Source organism: Streptomyces hydrogenans (assembly GCF_014656075.1).
In the GTDB taxonomy this organism is placed as follows: Bacteria; Actinomycetota; Actinomycetes; order Streptomycetales; family Streptomycetaceae; genus Streptomyces; species Streptomyces hydrogenans.
Genome location: NZ_BNBS01000080.1, coordinates 1 through 15,973 on the forward strand (window position 1 = coordinate 1; position 15,973 = coordinate 15,973).

The window sequence follows — 15,973 nt, forward strand, 5'->3', positions numbered from 1 at the left end:
GTCGGGCCACCCGCCCGGCCACCACGCCGGGTGCCGTCGTCGAGGCCGCTCCGGCCGTGGTCGAGGCCCCCGTGGCCCCGGTCGTCGAGGAGCCGGCCGGCCGGCCGCGCCGCCGCGCGGTCCGCAAGGCGTCCAGCCCCGTGACGGCCACGGCCCCGGCCGAGGCGATCGTGGTCATCCCGGCCCCGGTCGCGGAGGCTCCGGCCGTCGCGGCGCCCGTCGCCGAGACCCCGGTCGTCGAGGAGGCCCCCAAGGCCCCGCGCAAGCGCGCCGCCGCCAAGAAGACGGCCCCCGCCGTCACCGAGGCACCGGCCGCCGAGGAAGCCCCCAAGGCCCCCCGCAAGCGGACCACCGCCAAGAAGGCCGCCCCCGCGGCCACCGAGGCACCCGCCACCGAGACCCCGGTCGCCGAGGAGGCCCCCAAGGCCCCGCGCAAGCGCGCCGCCGCCAAGAAGACGGCCCCCGCCGTCACCGAGGCACCGGCCGCCGAGGAAGCCCCCAAGGCCCCCCGCAAGCGCGCCGCCGCCAAGAAGGCCGCCCCCGCGGCCACCGAGGCACCCGCCACCGAGACCCCGGTCGCCGAGGAAGCCCCCAAGGCTCCCCGCAAGCGCGCCGCCGCCAAGAAGACGGCCGCGGCCGTGGCGCCGGACGCGTCGGAGCCGCAGACCGCGGCGCCCCGTCGGCGCACGGTGAAGAAGGCCGCCGCCGAGGCCCCGGCCGAGGAGGCGCCCAAGGCCCCGCGCAAGCGGGCCCCCCGGAAGACCGCCCCGGCCCAGCCGGAGGCGTGACGCCCCGCCCGGTCCACCGGGCATGACGAAGGCCCGGCCCCCGCAAGGGGCCGGGCCTTCGTCGTCCCCGGCGACCGGAGCGCCACCTCCGGTTACAGTCCTTGCATGAGCAAGCCCCGCTCCCTGGACCTCCCCCCGCGCACCCGGGCCCACCGCCTGGAGACCGTGCGCGGCGGCTTCGCCGTGCTCGACGCCGAGCCGTCCGGCGAGCGGCGGGGCACGGTGCTGATGCTGCCCGGGTACACCGGCAGCAAGGAGGACTTCCTGGCGCTGCTCGGGCCGCTGAGCGAGGCCGGTCACCGCGTCGTCGCCGTCGACGGACGCGGGCAGAACGAGTCGTACGGCCCCCGGGGCCGCGCCGCCTACCGCCGGCGGGCGCTCGCGCTCGACGCGGTCGCGCAGGCGGTGGCGCTGCGGGACGGCCCGGTGCATCTGCTCGGGCACTCCTTCGGCGGGCTCGTCGCCCGCTCGGCCGCCGTGCTCGCCCCGCGCGCCTTCCGCTCGCTGACGCTGCTCTCCTCCGGCCCCGGCCGGGTCGCCCGCCCCCAGCGGGTCCGGATCCGGGCGCTGCGCGCCGGGCACGCGCTGCTGGCGAAGGACCGGGTGTGGCGCACCACCCGCTGGCTGGACAGCCGGGGCGAGCAGCCGGACGAGGCCGTGGACTCGGACGAGCTGGTGGGCTTCCTGCGCCGCCGCTGGATGCTGACGAAGGTCTCCCAGCTGTCCGGCGCGGGCCGGCTGCTGCTGCGCGACCCGGACGGCGAGGCGGAGCTGGCCGGCCTGGCGCTGCCCACGCACCTGGCGTACGGCTCCGAGGAGATGGTCTGGCCGCCGGCCGAGCTGGCGGCGGCCGCCGCCCGTACCGGCGCGCACCACACGGTGGTGGAGGGCGCGGGCCACTCCCCCAACGTCTCCCACCCGCGCGAGCTGGCCGAGCGCCTCACCGCCTTCTGGCAGCGCGTGGACGCGCCGGCCCACCGGGCGGCGAAGGTCAGTACTGCGCCCTGAGGTGCTGCCAGAAGCCGTCGCGCAGGGCGCGCCGGAGGCCGCCGTGGCCGCGCAGCGAGCGGCTGAGCCGGGACTCTGCCTCGACGAGGAGGTCCTGGTCGTAGGCGGCGGGGAGGTACGGGTCGCCGGGCAGGAGTTCGGCGAGCCGGTCGCGGCCGCGTTCGCCGAGCCAGGTGGCGGCGATCTGGGCGCCGACGAAGCGGACCTCGTCGCGCGAGGGCGGCGGCTCGGCCTCGTTCTCGTACATGGTGACCGGGCGCCGGGTGACGTACGGCCGGCAGAACTCCAGGTCGAAGGTGCGCTGGCTGTCGACCTCCCAGAGCAGCGCCTCGGCCTGGTTGGGTCCGTCGGCGGCCTCGATGCCCCAGAGGTGGACGCGGGCGCCGTAGCCCTGGGCGGCCTCGACGGCGGAGACCAGGTCCTCGTCGCCTCCGACGAGGGCGGCGTCGCTGATGGCGCGGTGGCGGGCGAGGGACTCCAGGTCCGTGCGGATGAGGGAGTCGACGCCCTTCTGCTGGTTGTTGGCGTTGAGGTTGCCGAGGCGGACCTTGACGTCCGGGAGCTCGGCGATGGACTGCTGCTCGGGGGTGTGGATGCGGCGGCGGGCGCCGTCGTACCAGTAGACGCGCAGCAGCCGGCTGTCGGCGAAGATCGTCCGGGCGGTGTCGATGAACGCCTCGATGAGGCCCTCGGCGTCGAGGTCGAAGGAGCGCCGGTCCTCGGTGCCCGTCACCAGCAACCCGGCCGAAGCATGGACGTAACCGGCGTCGACGAAGATGGCGTGGGTGGACGGGGTCTTGGCGACCTCGGCCAGCATCCGTCTCAGGAGCTCATTGGTGCGCTCCAGGCGGGCCTCCAGCGCGCCGAGGGCGCGCGGGATGTCGTCGGCGGGGGGTGGCGGGGCGTTCAGGGCGTCGTTCATCGGCCCTCATTGTCCGCTGCGGGAGGGCGGGCCGCCACATCCCTTACCCGCGAGTAGTTAGCCATCCAAAAATTTTCCTTAGCGTAAGGAATGTTCTGGGCGGCTCCGCCGTTGGACACATACGTACGCAAGTTCTCCGTATGGAGGATCAACTCGGACGAAGGGAGAAGCCACATGCGCTTCGAAATCCTGCGCCTCGACGACGTCGACGGTACGCCCGTCGACTCGACCGTCGTGGACGCCGCCTCCGTCAACCGGATCGTGCAGCAGGCCGCCGCTGTCGGCCAGCGCATCTGGATCCGACCCGCAGAGACCTCGGCCTCGTAACGGCTTCGGTCCACACCACGCACCGCGCCCCCGCGTGGACTCCGCCTCGGCGGAATCCGCACGGGGGCGCAGTGGTGTCCGGCCCCGGGTCAGGAGCCCCGGACGACCTGGGTGACGCCGTTGATGATCTGCTGCACGGCGATCGCGGAGAGCATCATGCCGGCGAGCCGGGTGACGAGGACGACGCCGCCGTCCTTGATGACGCGGATGATCACCAGCGAGTAGCGCATGGTCAGCCAGAGCACGACGTGCATGGCCGCGATGGCGGTCCAGACGGAGATCTGGGCGGAGGCGCTGTCGGCGTGCTGGACGGCGAGGATGACGGAGACGATCGCGCCGGGCCCGGCGAGCAGCGGCATGCCGAGCGGGACGAGGGCGACGTTGACGTCCTTGGTCTGCTTCGGCTCGTCGGTCTTGCCGGTGAGCAGGTCGAGCGCGATGAGCAGCAGCAGGAGGCCGCCCGCGATCATCAGGGCGGGCACGGAGACGTGCAGGTAGTCCAGGATCTGCTGGCCGAGCAGGCCGAAGACGGTGATGACGCCGAAGGCGACCGCCACGGCCTGCCAGGCCATCCGGCGCTGGACCTTGGCCGGGCGGCCGGAGGTCAGCGCCAGGAAGATCGGCGTGATGCCGGGCGGATCCATGATCACGAAGAGGGTGAGGAAGAGGGAGCCGAAGACGGCGAGGTCGAACACAGTGAAGCGCCTTGCGGGTGAGGGTCGAACAGGGGTGTGGGGCAGGGCCGGAATGAATGGTTCCGGACCTGGGGCAGGCGTGCCCCGCCACCGCACGACGGACGTGCGGGGCTCGGGGCGGTACGGGCGCGGGCGGGGCAGCGCGGCGCCCCGCCGTCACACGACGACGGGGAGGGGCGGACAGGCCCTAGGCGCGGACTCCGCCGGCGCCGGGGACGGGGAAGGCGCCGGTCGCACGGCGGGTGATCTCGCCGTAGATCTCGGGGTCGGTGGTGTACTCCCCGAGCCGGCAGGTCTTGCGGCTGCCGTGGTAGTCGCTGGAGCCGGTGACCAGCAGGCCCAGCTCCTTGGCGAGCCCGCGCAGCCGCGCACGGGTGGGCTCGTCGTGGTCCATGTGGTCGACCTCGATGCCGTCGAGTCCGGCCTCGGCCAGGGCGGCGAGGGCGGACTCGGGCACGACCTGGCCGCGCTTGACGGCGGCCGGGTGGGCGAGGACCGTGACCCCGCCGGCGGCCTTGACCAGGCGGATCGCGTCCGCCGGGTCCAGCTCGTGCTTCTCCACGTGGGCGCGGCCGCCGTCGGCGATCCACTCGGTGGTGAAGGCGCCGGAGACGTCCGGGACGACGCCCAGCTCGACCAGCGCCTCGGCGACGTGCGGGCGGCCCACGGAGCCGTCGCCGGCGATCCGGGCGACCTGCTCCCAGGTGACCGGGACGCCGAGCAGCTGGAGCTTCGCCACCATGGCCCGGGCGCGCGGCACCCGGTCGTCGCGGACCAGCTCGCGCTCGGCGAGCAGGGCCGGCTCCTCCGGGTCGAAGAGGTAGGCGAGCATGTGCAGGCCGATGCCGTCGAGCCGGCAGGAGAGCTCCGCGCCGGGGACGACGGTCAGGCCCTCGGGCGCGGCGGCGATCGCCTCGGCGTGCCCGCGGGTGGTGTCGTGGTCGGTGAGCGCGACGACGTCGAGCCCGGCCGCCACGGCGTTCCGCACCAGCTCGGCGGGGGTGTCGGTGCCGTCGGAGGCCGTGGAGTGGCTGTGCAGGTCGATGCGCACGACGCGGTTCTCCAGGGGCTCGGCACGGACGAGTGACGCTCCAGCATAGCGGGCGCCACCCGTCCAGGTGTACGGATCCGATCCCCCGGTCGCCCATTACGAGCCCGGGATGTCCGACGGGCCGTCAGCCCAGCAGGCGCGGGGTGAGCGCCCCGCAGGGCAGCAGCTCGACCTCGGCGCCCGCGTCGCGCAGGTCGGTGAGGACGAGCTCGTCGTACATCAGCAGCCCGGACTGCTCGGGCCAGACGATCGCCCAGAGCCAGAGCCCGCGGGCCTCGCCAGCGAAGACGGCCCGGTCGTGGGGGGTGCCGGTGACGTGCCAGAGCGGGGTCGGACGGCCGGCGGCCAGCACCTTGGCCTGCGGCGGCTTGTCGATGGCCATGCCGGAGCCGGGGTCGGGGCCGTCGATGCCGGCGTACCGGGCGCCGAGGCCGACGCCCAGCTCCTCGGCGACGAGCAGCAGCTCGCCGATGCCGCCGAGCGGCCCGGGCCCGGAGCAGGCGACGGCGGTGGCCCGCCCGCCGCTGCGGTCGTCACCGGCGTAGGCGACCCCGGTGAAGAGCCAGCCGACGGGGAGCGGCCAGGGCATCCAGACGGGCACCTGCGAACGGTGCACGACGACGCCGAGGGCTTCGACACTGGGCGGGATCACCGGCTGGAGCGGATGCACGGGTCCGTGTACGTCGCACTGCCAGGAGTCGGCGAAGAGACCGGGCGCCCTGACCCGGCCACCGCACTTCGGACAACTGGGTTCGCCCCTCATAGGGCTCAACGGTCCTACCGCGCGCGCCTCCCGTCAAGGACGTCCGCCGCCGATCACCCGTCCGGCCCGCGCCCCGCCACCCGGGCGTCCGTACGGCCCGGCCCGGACATATAGATGTAGCTTGCACTCATTAGGTTGCCTAACTTATCGTGTGCATATGGCACTCACTTCGACGCCGAGGAGCGGCCCCATGGAGCAGCGAACGGAAGACCCCCTCGAAACGGCCGAGACGCCCGGCGGCGGGCTCCTGCGCCAGCCCCCCGCCGTCTGGGCCACGGCCGGCGCCTCCGTCGTCGCCTTCATGGGCATCGGCCTCGTCGACCCGATCCTGCCGTCCATCGCCCAGGGCCTCGACGCCACCCCGAGCCAGGTCTCCCTGCTCTTCACCTCGTACTTCCTCATCACCGCCGTCGCGATGCTCGTCACCGGATTCGTCTCCAGCCGGATCGGCGGCAAGCGCACCCTCCTCGCCGGCCTCGCCCTGGTCGTCGTCTTCGCCGCGCTCGCCGGCACCTCGGACTCCGTCGGCGAGCTCGTCGGCTTCCGCGCCGGCTGGGGCCTCGGCAACGCGCTCTTCGTCTCCACCTCGCTCGCCGTGATCGTCGGCGCGGCGGCGGGCGGCAGCGCGGCCGCGATCCTCCTGTACGAGTCGGCGCTCGGCCTCGGCATGGCCTGCGGGCCGCTGCTCGGCGCCCTGCTCGGCGACGCCAGCTGGCGCTACCCGTTCTTCGGCACCGCCGCGCTCATGGCGATCGGCTTCGCCTGCATCGCGGTCTTCCTGAAGGAGCAGCCCAGGCCGGCCCGGAAGACCTCGCTGCTCGACCCGGTCAAGGCGCTCGGACACGGCGGGCTCGCCTCGGCCGCCGCGGCCGCCTTCTTCTACAACTACGCGTTCTTCACCGTGCTCGCCTTCACGCCGTTCGTGCTGAACATGACGCCGTACAGGTCGGGCGCGGTCTTCTTCGCCTGGGGCGTGCTGCTCGCCGTCTTCTCGGTCCTCGTCGCGCCGCGCCTCCAGCGGCGCCTCGGCTCGCTGACGGTGCTGGCGGGTTCCCTGGTGCTGCTCGCCGCGGACGTGCTCGTCCTCGGATACGGCGACCACACCACGGCCGTCGTCTGCACGGTGCTGTCCGGCGCCTTCATCGGCGTGAACAACACCGTCTTCACCGAACTGGCCCTCGGCGTCTCCGACGCCCCCCGTCCGGTGGCCAGCGCCGGCTACAACTTCGTCCGCTGGTTCGCGGCGGCCGCCGCCCCCTACCTCGCGCCGAAGATCGAGGAGTGGAGCGACGTGCGCATGCCGTTCGTCGTCGCGGCCCTCGCCGCCGTCGTCGGCGCCGGGATCGTGGTCGTCCGCCGCGCCTCCCTCACGCACGACGCCCGGGAGCAGGCGCCGAAGCACGCCACCGAGGACGGCGTCAACGCCTTCGCGAGCTGAGCCCTCAGTCCAGGGACACGGACCCGCGCAGCGGATCGCGCAGGTCCGTGCCCTTCGCGAGCCAGCGCTCCTCCAGGGCCTGGGCGCCGTGCACCCGCTTCCAGGCGGCCTCGTTCGGGGTCATCGGCAGCAGGGGCAGGAAGCGGACCGGGTCCATCGGCTCGTCCAGCTCCAGGTCCTCCACCAGACCGCCCGACCCGGCGACCAGGACCGAGCTGAAACCGGCCCCCGGCCACAATGGCCCGCCGAGGTCCAGCGAGGCGCCGGGGGCCACGATCACGCCCTCCACCTGCGGGGTCGCGGCGAGCACCGCGAGCGGGCGCAGCACCTTGTCGGTGTCGGCGCGCCCAAGGCGCACGGTCAGGACCAGCTCGGCGCGCGGGCCCTTCACGGGGTCGGCGAGCGCGGCCGTCGGGTCGGCCATCGGGGCGGCCGACATGCCGAGCGTGGCGTAGCGCACGAGCCCGGCCTCCGCGTCGACGAAGCGGAGCACCTCGATGCGGTCGGTGCCGAGGAAGGTCACCGCCGCCCGCGCGTCCGGTTCACCCAGGGCCGTGCGGAGCCGGGCTTCGACGAGTGCAAGAACTTCTCCCATGTCGCGAGCATAGATCGCGTATGGAACGGGCAAAGTAAGGGATTGACCCTCGGTCGGCTGATAGTGTTGGCCACTGGTCGGGTTTCCCGACCGTGCGTCACACGTCATCCCTCACGAGGGACCGGCCGGAGGAGGTGGGACTGCGATGGACCGAAGTCGATCGGGCAGTACCAGCCGCTCTTCCGCCGCACCGCATCCCAGCCCGGTGCGTTCTTCCCTCCGGTGACCCCGGGTCCCTGAACCGCGGACCCCCTTCCCCGGCATCGCGTACGACGGAAGAGCATCCCCCTCTTTGCCTGTCTGAGTTGCGAACGCCGTCCTGTGCGAACCGACGGTGCCGCCCGCTTTGTGGACGACGTCCCTTCCCGTCCTCATTCCGGGTTGCGCCACGCTCGCCGACGGCCTGTCCGTGAAGGAGCACGCCCATGTCGATGATCCGTGACCTGCGCGCCGCCGTTCGGCCCAGCCTGCGTCCGAGCCTGCGCAAGACCCCGACCACGTACACGAACTACGACCCGACGCGCGACCACTCGGCCTCCAGCGCCATCGTCGACTGCGCGGTCTACCGCGACGGCAGCCGGGTCGACGACCGCGCCTGCCTCACCCCGCGCGGCGCCATGGCGCAGGTGCGGGAGTCCGGCGGCTTCGCGTGGATCGGGCTGCACGAGCCGACCGAGGCCGAATTCGCCGGTATCGCGGCCGAGTTCGGGCTGCACCCGCTCGCCGTCGAGGACGCCGTCCACGCCCACCAGCGGCCCAAGCTGGAGCGGTACGACGACACCCTCTTCACCGTCTTCAAGACGATCCACTACGTCGAGCACGCCGAACTCACCGCCACCAGCGAGGTGGTGGAGACCGGCGAGCTGATGTGCTTCACCGGTCCCGACTTCGTCATCACCGTCCGGCACGGCGGCCAGGGCTCGCTGCGCAACCTCCGGCACCGCCTCCAGGGCGAGCCCGAACTCCTCGCCAAGGGCCCGTCGGCGGTCCTGCACGCCCTCGCCGACCACGTCGTCGACGGCTACATCGCCGTGGCCGACGCCGTCGAACTCGACATCGACCAGCTGGAGATCGACGTCTTCTCGCCGGCCGCGAAGGGCTCGACGCGCGGCACGGACACCGGCCGGATCTACCAGCTCAAGCGCGAGGTGCTGGAGTTCAAGCGGGCCGTCACCCCGCTGCTGCGCCCGATGCAGCTGCTCAGCGAGCGGCCCATGCGGCTGGTCGACCCCGACATCCAGAAGTACTTCCGGGACGTCGCCGACCACCTCGCCCGGGTGCAGGAGCAGGTCGTCGGCTTCGACGAGCTGCTGAACTCGATCCTCCAGGCCAATCTGGCGCAGGCGACCGTCGCGCAGAACGAGGACATGCGCAAGATCACCTCGTGGGCGGCGATCGTCGCCGTCCCCACGGCGGTCTGCGGCGTGTACGGCATGAACTTCGACCACATGCCGGAGCTGCACTGGAAGTACGGCTACCCGATGGTGCTCGGCGGCATCGCCGTCATCTGCTTCGCCATCCACCGCACCCTGAAGCGCAACGGCTGGCTCTGACGGGCCTCCCGCTAGGCTTCGGGCCATGACTGAAGAGCTGTTCCTCGTCGAGGAGGCCACCAAGAAGTCCGGCCTCGTGTGGGTCCGGGGCACCGGTCCCGCCCGGGCGCTCTGGCACGTGTGGCACGACGGCGCCGCCCACGTGGTCGGCGACGGCCCCGGCGAGCAGCCGCTGCCCGGCCTCGCCGACGGCGCCACCGCCGAGGTCACCGTCCGCAGCAAGGACAAGGGCGGCCGGATCGTCTCCTGGACGGCGGCCGTCCGCCAGCTCACCCCGGGCACCGAGGAGTGGGACGCGGCCGTCGCCGAGCTGAAGGGCAAGCGGCTCAACGCGCCCGACGGCGAGGCCATGCCCGGGCGCTGGGCGCGCGAGTGCCGCGTCCTGCGCCTCGACCCGCGCGCCGCCACCACGGACCTCCCGGACGGCTCCCTCGCCGCCGTCCCCCTCCCCTCCGCCGCGACCACCCGCCACCCGGTCCCGGCCGCCCTCCCGAAGCTCCTCTTCGGCAGGAAGCGCAAGCGCCGGGGCTAGGGCGACGCCGATCGTCAGGAGCCCTGGTCGGGCAGTCCGCCCGGGCGGAGGCCGAAGGGGTTGTCGACGGCGTACCGCCAGCGGCCGTCCGGCCCCGGCGCGCCACGTCGGTGGCGGTGCCCTCGACCCGGACGGGCCGTCCGGCGCGGTCGGTGCCCTCGATGATCCAGTCCACCAGGAGCAGCGCCAGGTCGCCGGTGGCGTACACCTGCCGGGGCCGGACCGCGATCGGCACGCCCAGGGCCTGGAGCCGGGCGTTGGCCGCGTGGAGCGCGGCGCCGGAGAGCGCGGTGCCCTCCGGCCCGGCGGCCAGGACGGCGGTCTCCTCGTAGACCTCGGCGAGGGCCGCCGGGTCGCCGCCGTTGAAGCGCGCCGCGAAGACCGCGGGGACGTCCTCGGGCCGGGTGGCCAGTTCACATGGGGTCGCGGGCATGGCGGACGGTCGTCCTTCCGTACGGGGAGAATCGGACGCCCGACACGTTAGGAGGCGGCCTCGTGACTCACCGAACGGTTGGCCACCCGCCGGGGCTCCCGGACGGCGATCCCCGCGCCCGCGTCGACGCGCCCGCCCCGGACTGCCCGGTGGAGATCGCGCTGGCGGCCCTGCGCGGCCGCTGGACGACGCTGGTCGTGCGCGAACTGCTGGGCGGCGACCGCTCCTACAGCGAGCTGCGCGAGGCGCTGCCGAGGCTCTCGGAGAAGGTCCTGTCGGAGCGGCTGGCGCAGCTCGCCGGGGCGGGGGTGGTGACCCGGGAGCGGCGGCCCGGCTGGCCGGCGACGGTGCGGTACGGGCTCACGCCGCGCGGGCGGCGGCTGGGGCCGGTGCTCCAGGCCCTGTGGGACTGGGGCGCGCAGGACGGCTGAGCGCCGGTTCAGGTCCGGGGCAGCTGGCGGCCGTAGTCGAGGGTCTCCTCGCGTTCCGGTTCGGCCAGCGGGAAGTCCTTGTCCCACTCGGAGAGCACGACGAGGCCCGCTCCGCCGCCGCGGGCGAACTGGAGCGGGTAGGGAGAGCCCTCCAGGGCCACGTCGAGGGTGCCGCCCTCGCCGCCCTCGCCGCCCTTCACCTTCACCGTGCGGACGCCGCCGATCTGGTCCCGGTCGCCCTTGACGACGTCGCCGTGCAGTCCGATCAGGCCGCGCAGCAGCTGGTCCATCTCGGTGAAGCCGCGCAGCTGCTTGTAGGAGGGGTCGTCGGCGGGCACCTTGACGTACATGTCGTCCAGCTTGTCGGCGGCCTCCGTGTCGGCCTCGCTGGGCTCGCCGTCGCCCTCCTCCTCGTGCGCCCAGAAGCCGGCGTCGGCCTTGAGGTAGAGGGCGTCGTTGATCCGCAGCAGCTCGAAGGTGCTGTTCTTCGTGGTCACCGAGCCGGTGGCGCCGTTCTGCTTCAGCCGCATGTTCAGCTTGAAGGTGCCGCCCTTGCTGACGAGGGTGCCGGCCAGCCGGACCGCCTTCGCCGCGTCCGCGGCCGTGCGGGCCTCCTTCTCGATCTCCGGCGCCGACAGCTTCCCGACGCCGTTGGTCCCCTCGTCCGGGTCGGCCCCGCAGGCCGTCAGACCGACCGTCAGCCCCGCGCACAGCACCAGTGGCACGGCCGCCCTGCGCAGGCGGCCCGCGGGCGCCTTGGGGGCGCGCGCCGGCGGTACGGACGGGATACGCGATGACGGGGTGCGGACGGTCACCTGCGCTGCCTCTCGTTCTACGGTGGGGGGTATGAGCGGCCCGGGCCGTGGGCACGGCGCGGGAGTCGCCGGGGCCGGCCCGGCGGGCCGGAGGGTGCCGGTGGGGACGGCAGTCCGCAGCGTACCCGGGCGGGCTCGGCGTCCTCGCGGCAGCCGGACGGCGGCGCTGCCGGAGCGGGGCGGATCACCTCGGGCTAGCCTGAACCATGCGAAGCCCGGCACGGGCCCGCACAGGCCGCGAAGCCCCCGGGGCGGCGCGGCGACCCGGACGGTGCGGCACCGAGGAGGCGCGAGGCATGGCGGCAGGCGCCCCCCGGATCTTCGTCTCCCACCTCGCCGGCACGGCCGTCTTCGACCCCGTGGGCGATCAGGTGGGCCGCGTCAGCGACCTGGTGGCGATGCTCCGCGTCGGCCGCCGGCCGCCCCGGCTGCTCGGCATGGTCGTCGAGGTGCTGAGCCGGCGGCGGGTCTTCGTGCCGATGACCCGCATCACCGGCGTCGAGTCCGGTCAGGTGATCACCACCGGCGTGGTCAACATGCGGCGCTTCGAGCAGCGGCCGACCGAGCGGCTCGTCCTCGGCGAGCTCCTGGACCGGCGGGTGACGCTGGTGGAGACCGGCGAGGAGGTCACCGTCCTCGACATCGCCATCCAGCAGCTGCCGGCCCGTCGCGACTGGGAGATCGACCGGGTCTTCGTCCGCCGGGGCAAGGGCGGGGCGCTGCGGCGCAAGGGGGAGACGCTGACGGTCGAGTGGTCGGCGGTCACCGGCTTCTCCCTGGAGGAGCACGGGCAGGGCGCCGAGAACCTGGTCGCCACCTTCGAGAAGCTGCGCCCCGCGGACCTCGCCAACGCCCTGCACCACCTCTCCCCCAAGCGGCGGGCCGAGGTCGCCGCCGCCCTCGACGACGACCGGCTCGCCGACGTCCTGGAGGAGCTGCCGGAGGACGACCAGGTGGAGATCCTGGGCAAGCTGAAGGAGGAGCGGGCCGCCGACGTCCTGGAGGCGATGGACCCGGACGACGCCGCCGACCTCCTGAACGAGCTGCCGGAGGACGAGAAGGAACGGTTGCTCACGCTGATGCAGCCGGACGAGGCGGCCGACGTGCGCCGGCTGATGTCGTACGAGGAGCGGACGGCGGGCGGTCTGATGACGACCGAGCCGATCGTGCTGCGGCCGGACGCCACGGTGGCCGACGCGCTCGCCCGGGTCCGCCAGCAGGACCTGTCGCCGGCGCTGGCCGCGCAGGTGTACGTGTGCCGGCCGCCGGACGAGACGCCGACCGGCAAGTACCTGGGCACGGTGCACTTCCAGCGGCTGCTGCGGGACCCGCCGTTCACGCTGGTCAGCTCGCTGGTCGACAGCGATCTGCCGCCGCTCGGCCCGGACACCGCGCTGCCGGCCGTGACCAGCTACTTCGCCGCGTACAACCTGGTGGCGGCGCCGGTGGTGGACGAGAGCGGTTCGCTGCTCGGCGCGGTCACCGTCGACGACGTGCTCGACCACCTGCTGCCGGAGGACTGGCGGGAGACGGAGTTCCACGAGGAGGGGGTGAGCGGTGGCTGACCGGGAGCGGGACCGCGAGCGGGAGCGGGAGCGGTCGGTGCCCCGGATCCGGCTCGACCTGCCGAGCGAGCGGCGGTACCGGCTGCTGCCGGAGTACGACCCGGAGGCGTTCGGGCGGCTCTCGGAGCGGATCGCCCGCTTCCTGGGGACGGGCCGCTTCCTGGTCTGGATGACGCTGACGGTCGTCGTCTGGATCGGGTGGAACGTCTTCGCCCCGGCGTCGCTGAGGTTCGACGAGTACCCCTTCATCTTCCTGACGCTGGCGCTGTCCCTCCAGGCGTCGTACGCGGCGCCGCTGATCCTGCTGGCGCAGAACCGGCAGGACGACCGGGACCGGGTCAACCTGGAGCAGGACCGCAAGCAGAACGAGCGCTCGATCGCCGACACGGAGTACCTGACCAGGGAGATCGCGGCGCTCCGGATGGGTCTCGGCGAGGTCGCCACCCGTGACTGGATCCGCTCCGAACTCCAGGACCTGGTGAAGGAAGTGGAGGAGCGCGGACGGGAGCGCGATCTATTCCCGCCGGACGGCGAGCGGCGGAGTGACGTACCCGACCGTTGACGGCCCTTTCATGACGACGTGGTCGTCGCCGTACCATCAGACCTATGGCTACGGAAGACGCGGTGCTCGAAGCACTGGCGACGGTGAACGACCCCGAGATCAATCGTCCGATCACGGAACTCGGCATGGTCAAGTCGGTGGAGATCGGACCGGACGGCAAGGTCGCGGTGACGGTCTACCTGACGGTCTCCGGCTGCCCGATGCGCGACACCATCACGCAACGCGTCACCGAGGCCGTCGCGGGCGTCGAGGGCGTCACGGGTGTCGAGGTGACGCTGGACGTGATGAGCGACGAGCAGCGCAAGGAGCTGGCGACGGCGCTGCGCGGCACCACCGCCGAGCGCGAGGTGCCCTTCGCGAAGCCGGGCTCGCTGACCCGGGTGTACGCGGTCGCCTCCGGCAAGGGCGGCGTCGGCAAGTCCTCGGTGACCGTGAACCTGGCCGCCGCGATGGCCGCCGACGGTCTGAAGGTCGGTGTCGTCGACGCGGACATCTACGGCCACAGCGTGCCCCGCATGCTGGGCGCGGACGGGCGTCCGACCCAGGTCGAGAACATGATCATGCCGCCGTCGGCGAACGGCGTGAAGGTCATCTCGATCGGCATGTTCACCCCGGGCAACGCGCCGGTGGTGTGGCGCGGCCCGATGCTGCACCGCGCCCTCCAGCAGTTCCTGGCGGACGTGTACTGGGGCGACCTGGACGTCCTGCTGCTCGACCTGCCCCCGGGCACCGGCGACATCGCGATCTCCGTCGCGCAGCTGGTGCCGAACGCGGAGATCCTCGTCGTGACGACGCCCCAGCAGGCGGCGGCCGAGGTCGCCGAGCGGGCCGGTTCGATCGCGGTGCAGACCCACCAGAAGATCGTCGGCGTGGTCGAGAACATGTCGGGCCTGCCCTGCCCGCACTGCGACGAGATGGTGGACGTGTTCGGCACCGGCGGCGGCCAGCTGGTCGCGGACGGCCTGTCCCGCACCACGGGCACCACGGTCCCGGTGCTCGGCTCCATCCCGATCGACGTGCGCCTGCGCGAGGGCGGCGACAGCGGCAAGCCGGTCGTCCTCGAAGCCCCCGACTCCCCCGCCGGCGCGGCCCTGCGCGCCATCGCGGGCAAGCTCGGCGGCCGCCAGCGCGGCCTGTCGGGCCTGAGCCTCGGCATCACCCCGCGCAACAAGTTCTGAGCGACCCCGGGTACGAGTGAGGGCGCCCCGCTCCGGGGCGCCCTCACTCGTACCCTGACTCAGGCGTACGGCCCGAGGTCCTTGATCTGCGCGAAGCCCAGCCCGTAGGCGCTCATGCCGCGCCCGTACGCCCCGATGTGGACGTCCCCGGTGGAGCCGGCGAGCACCCAGCCGAACTCGGACTCGCGGTAGTGGAAGGGCACCGGCACCCCGTCGACGGGCAGCGACAGCGCGGTCCACGCGGGCCCGTCGAGGTCGTCCGCCAGCTCGAAGGCGGTCTCGGTCTGCTGGTCCAGCCAGTGGTCCCGCAGCCCGTGGTCGAGCGAGGCGGGCCAGGTGTGGGCCAGGAGCCCGGAGCCGGCCAGCCAGGCGGCGGAGGAGACGGTGGTGGCGTCGAGGACGCCGGTGCCGTCGCCGGTGCGCCGCACGGGGTTCGCGGCGACCGTCACGACGACGGCGAAGCGCTCCTTCTCCGTGCCGGCGGTCTCGGACTTTATCGACGGCTCGTCACCGTGGCCCACCGAGCCGTGCTGGACGGTCCCGTCCGCCGCCGTGCCGATCTGCATCAGCCGGCGGGGGCCGGTGAACGCCTCGTCGAGCCCGTACCAGGCGAAGGGCGCGCGCAGAAAGCCCTCGGCTTCCACCCGACTCGTCGTCTTCATCTCGGCCGCCTCCTCGTTCCTCCCCCAGACTCCGTCCGGGGGTACCCCCAACTCAAGGAGGATAGCGACCGGTCGGTGACCGCCCGTGTCAGGTGGCGTCGGAGTCGTACGGCGGGTGCTCGGGCGCGGCGGGCTTGTCCTGCTTCTTCAGCAGGTCGGGGGCGGAACCGTTCACCTGGGCGGGGGCGGTGGCGGGCGCGGCGGCGGGGGCGCTCTCGCGGCCGTTGACCGCGTCGGCGACCTCGTTCATCTCCTTGCGGAGGTCGAAGGTGGAGCGCAGCTCCTTGAGCTCGCCGAGGTCCTCGTTGCCGTCGAGCTGCTTGCGGATGAAGGTCTTCGGGTTGAGGTCCTCGAACTCGAAGTCCTTGAAGTCCGGGCCGAGCTCGCTGCGGATGTCCTCCTTGGCGCTGTCGGAGAACTCCCGGATCTTCTTGATGAAGCGCGAGACGTCCTGGACGACCTTCGGCAGCTTGTCCGGCCCGAAAACGAGCACGGCGAGGACGATGAGCGTCACCAGCTCGAGTGCGCCTATGTCGCTGAACACCCATTTACTCCTTCACGCCGGACCAGGACGGCCCGGACCACGGTACCCGCCCGGGCTGCCGGACGGGTACCTTGCGATGTCCGCCACATGTACCTCGGGTGCCCGGCGTGC

At 73.3% G+C, this 15,973-nt stretch carries 17 protein-coding genes and 2 pseudogenes; 10 read left to right on the forward strand and 9 right to left on the reverse strand.

The window, feature by feature from the left end; translation table 11 throughout:
* Both IE321_RS27815 and IE321_RS27820 read left to right on the forward strand, forming a co-directional pair.
* Positions 1-788: pseudogene (locus IE321_RS27815) on the forward strand (DEAD/DEAH box helicase); the annotation flags it as partial.
* A 105-nt stretch (positions 789-893) separates the two neighbouring features.
* A complete protein-coding gene (locus tag IE321_RS27820) occupies positions 894-1,796 on the forward strand; it encodes an alpha/beta fold hydrolase (RefSeq protein ID WP_190224965.1) in 903 nt (300 codons plus the stop codon).
* On the opposite strand, the gene IE321_RS27825 is transcribed toward IE321_RS27820, so the two are convergent.
* Entirely contained in the window at positions 1,780-2,718 is a 939-nt protein-coding gene (locus tag IE321_RS27825) for an NYN domain-containing protein (RefSeq protein ID WP_051842739.1), read from the reverse strand. The genes IE321_RS27820 and IE321_RS27825 overlap by 17 nt on opposite strands.
* Positions 2,719-2,892: 174 nt before the next feature.
* On the opposite strand from IE321_RS27825, the gene IE321_RS27830 reads away from it, so the two are divergent.
* Positions 2,893-3,045, forward strand: a complete 153-nt coding sequence (locus IE321_RS27830; protein ID WP_107063377.1) for a DUF8834 family protein — start codon at positions 2,893-2,895, stop codon at positions 3,043-3,045.
* 89 nt (positions 3,046-3,134) lie between these two features.
* Here the strand turns inward: IE321_RS27830 and IE321_RS27835 are convergent, their stop codons facing one another.
* From IE321_RS27835 to IE321_RS27845, 3 genes are all read right to left on the reverse strand, one after another.
* Positions 3,135-3,740: a MarC family protein gene (locus IE321_RS27835; RefSeq protein WP_190224966.1), complete on the reverse strand. Its 606-nt coding sequence runs from the start codon at positions 3,738-3,740 to the stop codon at positions 3,135-3,137.
* A gap of 187 nt (positions 3,741-3,927) precedes the next feature.
* Positions 3,928-4,791: a PHP domain-containing protein gene (locus tag IE321_RS27840; protein ID WP_190224967.1), complete on the reverse strand. Its 864-nt coding sequence runs from the start codon at positions 4,789-4,791 to the stop codon at positions 3,928-3,930.
* Positions 4,792-4,915: 124 nt separating this feature from the next.
* Entirely contained in the window at positions 4,916-5,554 is a 639-nt protein-coding gene (locus tag IE321_RS27845; protein ID WP_043230401.1) for a DUF6758 family protein, read from the reverse strand.
* A gap of 190 nt (positions 5,555-5,744) precedes the next feature.
* On the opposite strand from IE321_RS27845, the gene IE321_RS27850 reads away from it, so the two are divergent.
* Positions 5,745-6,992, forward strand: a complete 1,248-nt coding sequence (locus IE321_RS27850) for an MFS transporter (protein ID WP_043230403.1) — start codon at positions 5,745-5,747, stop codon at positions 6,990-6,992.
* Between the two features lie 4 nt (positions 6,993-6,996).
* Here the strand turns inward: IE321_RS27850 and IE321_RS27855 are convergent, their stop codons facing one another.
* Entirely contained in the window at positions 6,997-7,587 is a 591-nt protein-coding gene (locus IE321_RS27855; RefSeq protein ID WP_043230405.1) for a suppressor of fused domain protein, read from the reverse strand.
* A 425-nt stretch (positions 7,588-8,012) separates the two neighbouring features.
* On the opposite strand from IE321_RS27855, the gene IE321_RS27860 reads away from it, so the two are divergent.
* Together IE321_RS27860 and IE321_RS27865 are read left to right on the forward strand one after the other, a co-directional pair.
* Complete coding sequence (locus IE321_RS27860; RefSeq protein ID WP_043230407.1) at positions 8,013-9,140, forward strand: magnesium and cobalt transport protein CorA; 1,128 nt, start codon at positions 8,013-8,015, stop codon at positions 9,138-9,140.
* Between the two features lie 25 nt (positions 9,141-9,165).
* The gene (locus tag IE321_RS27865) at positions 9,166-9,672 is read left to right on the forward strand and encodes a hypothetical protein (RefSeq protein ID WP_043230409.1); all 507 of its coding nucleotides are present in this window, start codon (positions 9,166-9,168) and stop codon (positions 9,670-9,672) included.
* Positions 9,673-9,826: 154 nt separating this feature from the next.
* Here IE321_RS27865 and IE321_RS27870 read toward each other — a convergent pair.
* Positions 9,827-10,105, reverse strand: a pseudogene (locus IE321_RS27870) (Cif family virulence factor); the annotation flags it as partial.
* Between the two features lie 62 nt (positions 10,106-10,167).
* Between IE321_RS27870 and IE321_RS27875 the strand changes: the two are divergent.
* Entirely contained in the window at positions 10,168-10,536 is a 369-nt protein-coding gene (locus IE321_RS27875; RefSeq protein ID WP_226651341.1) for a winged helix-turn-helix transcriptional regulator, read from the forward strand.
* 8 nt (positions 10,537-10,544) lie between these two features.
* Here the strand turns inward: IE321_RS27875 and IE321_RS27880 are convergent, their stop codons facing one another.
* Positions 10,545-11,276, reverse strand: a complete 732-nt coding sequence (locus IE321_RS27880; RefSeq protein ID WP_370531633.1) for a hypothetical protein — start codon at positions 11,274-11,276, stop codon at positions 10,545-10,547.
* Positions 11,277-11,647: 371 nt separating this feature from the next.
* On the opposite strand from IE321_RS27880, the gene IE321_RS27885 reads away from it, so the two are divergent.
* From IE321_RS27885 to IE321_RS27895, 3 genes are read left to right on the forward strand one after another with little or no spacing between them, the layout of a single operon-like run.
* Positions 11,648-12,916 carry a magnesium transporter MgtE N-terminal domain-containing protein gene (locus IE321_RS27885; RefSeq protein ID WP_043230413.1) on the forward strand — a complete coding sequence of 423 codons (1,269 nt, stop codon included), beginning with the start codon at positions 11,648-11,650 and terminating at the stop codon, positions 12,914-12,916.
* Positions 12,909-13,478, forward strand: coding sequence for a DUF1003 domain-containing protein (locus tag IE321_RS27890; protein ID WP_043230416.1), 570 nt, complete (start codon positions 12,909-12,911; stop codon positions 13,476-13,478). Before IE321_RS27885 ends, IE321_RS27890 begins: the two co-directional genes overlap by 8 nt.
* 44 nt (positions 13,479-13,522) lie before the next feature.
* Entirely contained in the window at positions 13,523-14,656 is a 1,134-nt protein-coding gene (locus tag IE321_RS27895) for an Mrp/NBP35 family ATP-binding protein (protein ID WP_043230418.1), read from the forward strand.
* Between the two features lie 59 nt (positions 14,657-14,715).
* Here the strand turns inward: IE321_RS27895 and IE321_RS27900 are convergent, their stop codons facing one another.
* Together IE321_RS27900 and IE321_RS27905 are read right to left on the reverse strand one after the other, a co-directional pair.
* A complete protein-coding gene (locus tag IE321_RS27900) occupies positions 14,716-15,318 on the reverse strand; it encodes a hypothetical protein (protein ID WP_043230419.1) in 603 nt (200 codons plus the stop codon).
* Between the two features lie 88 nt (positions 15,319-15,406).
* The gene (locus IE321_RS27905; RefSeq protein WP_043230422.1) at positions 15,407-15,862 is read right to left on the reverse strand and encodes a sec-independent translocase; all 456 of its coding nucleotides are present in this window, start codon (positions 15,860-15,862) and stop codon (positions 15,407-15,409) included.
* Positions 15,863-15,973 lie beyond the last annotated feature (111 nt).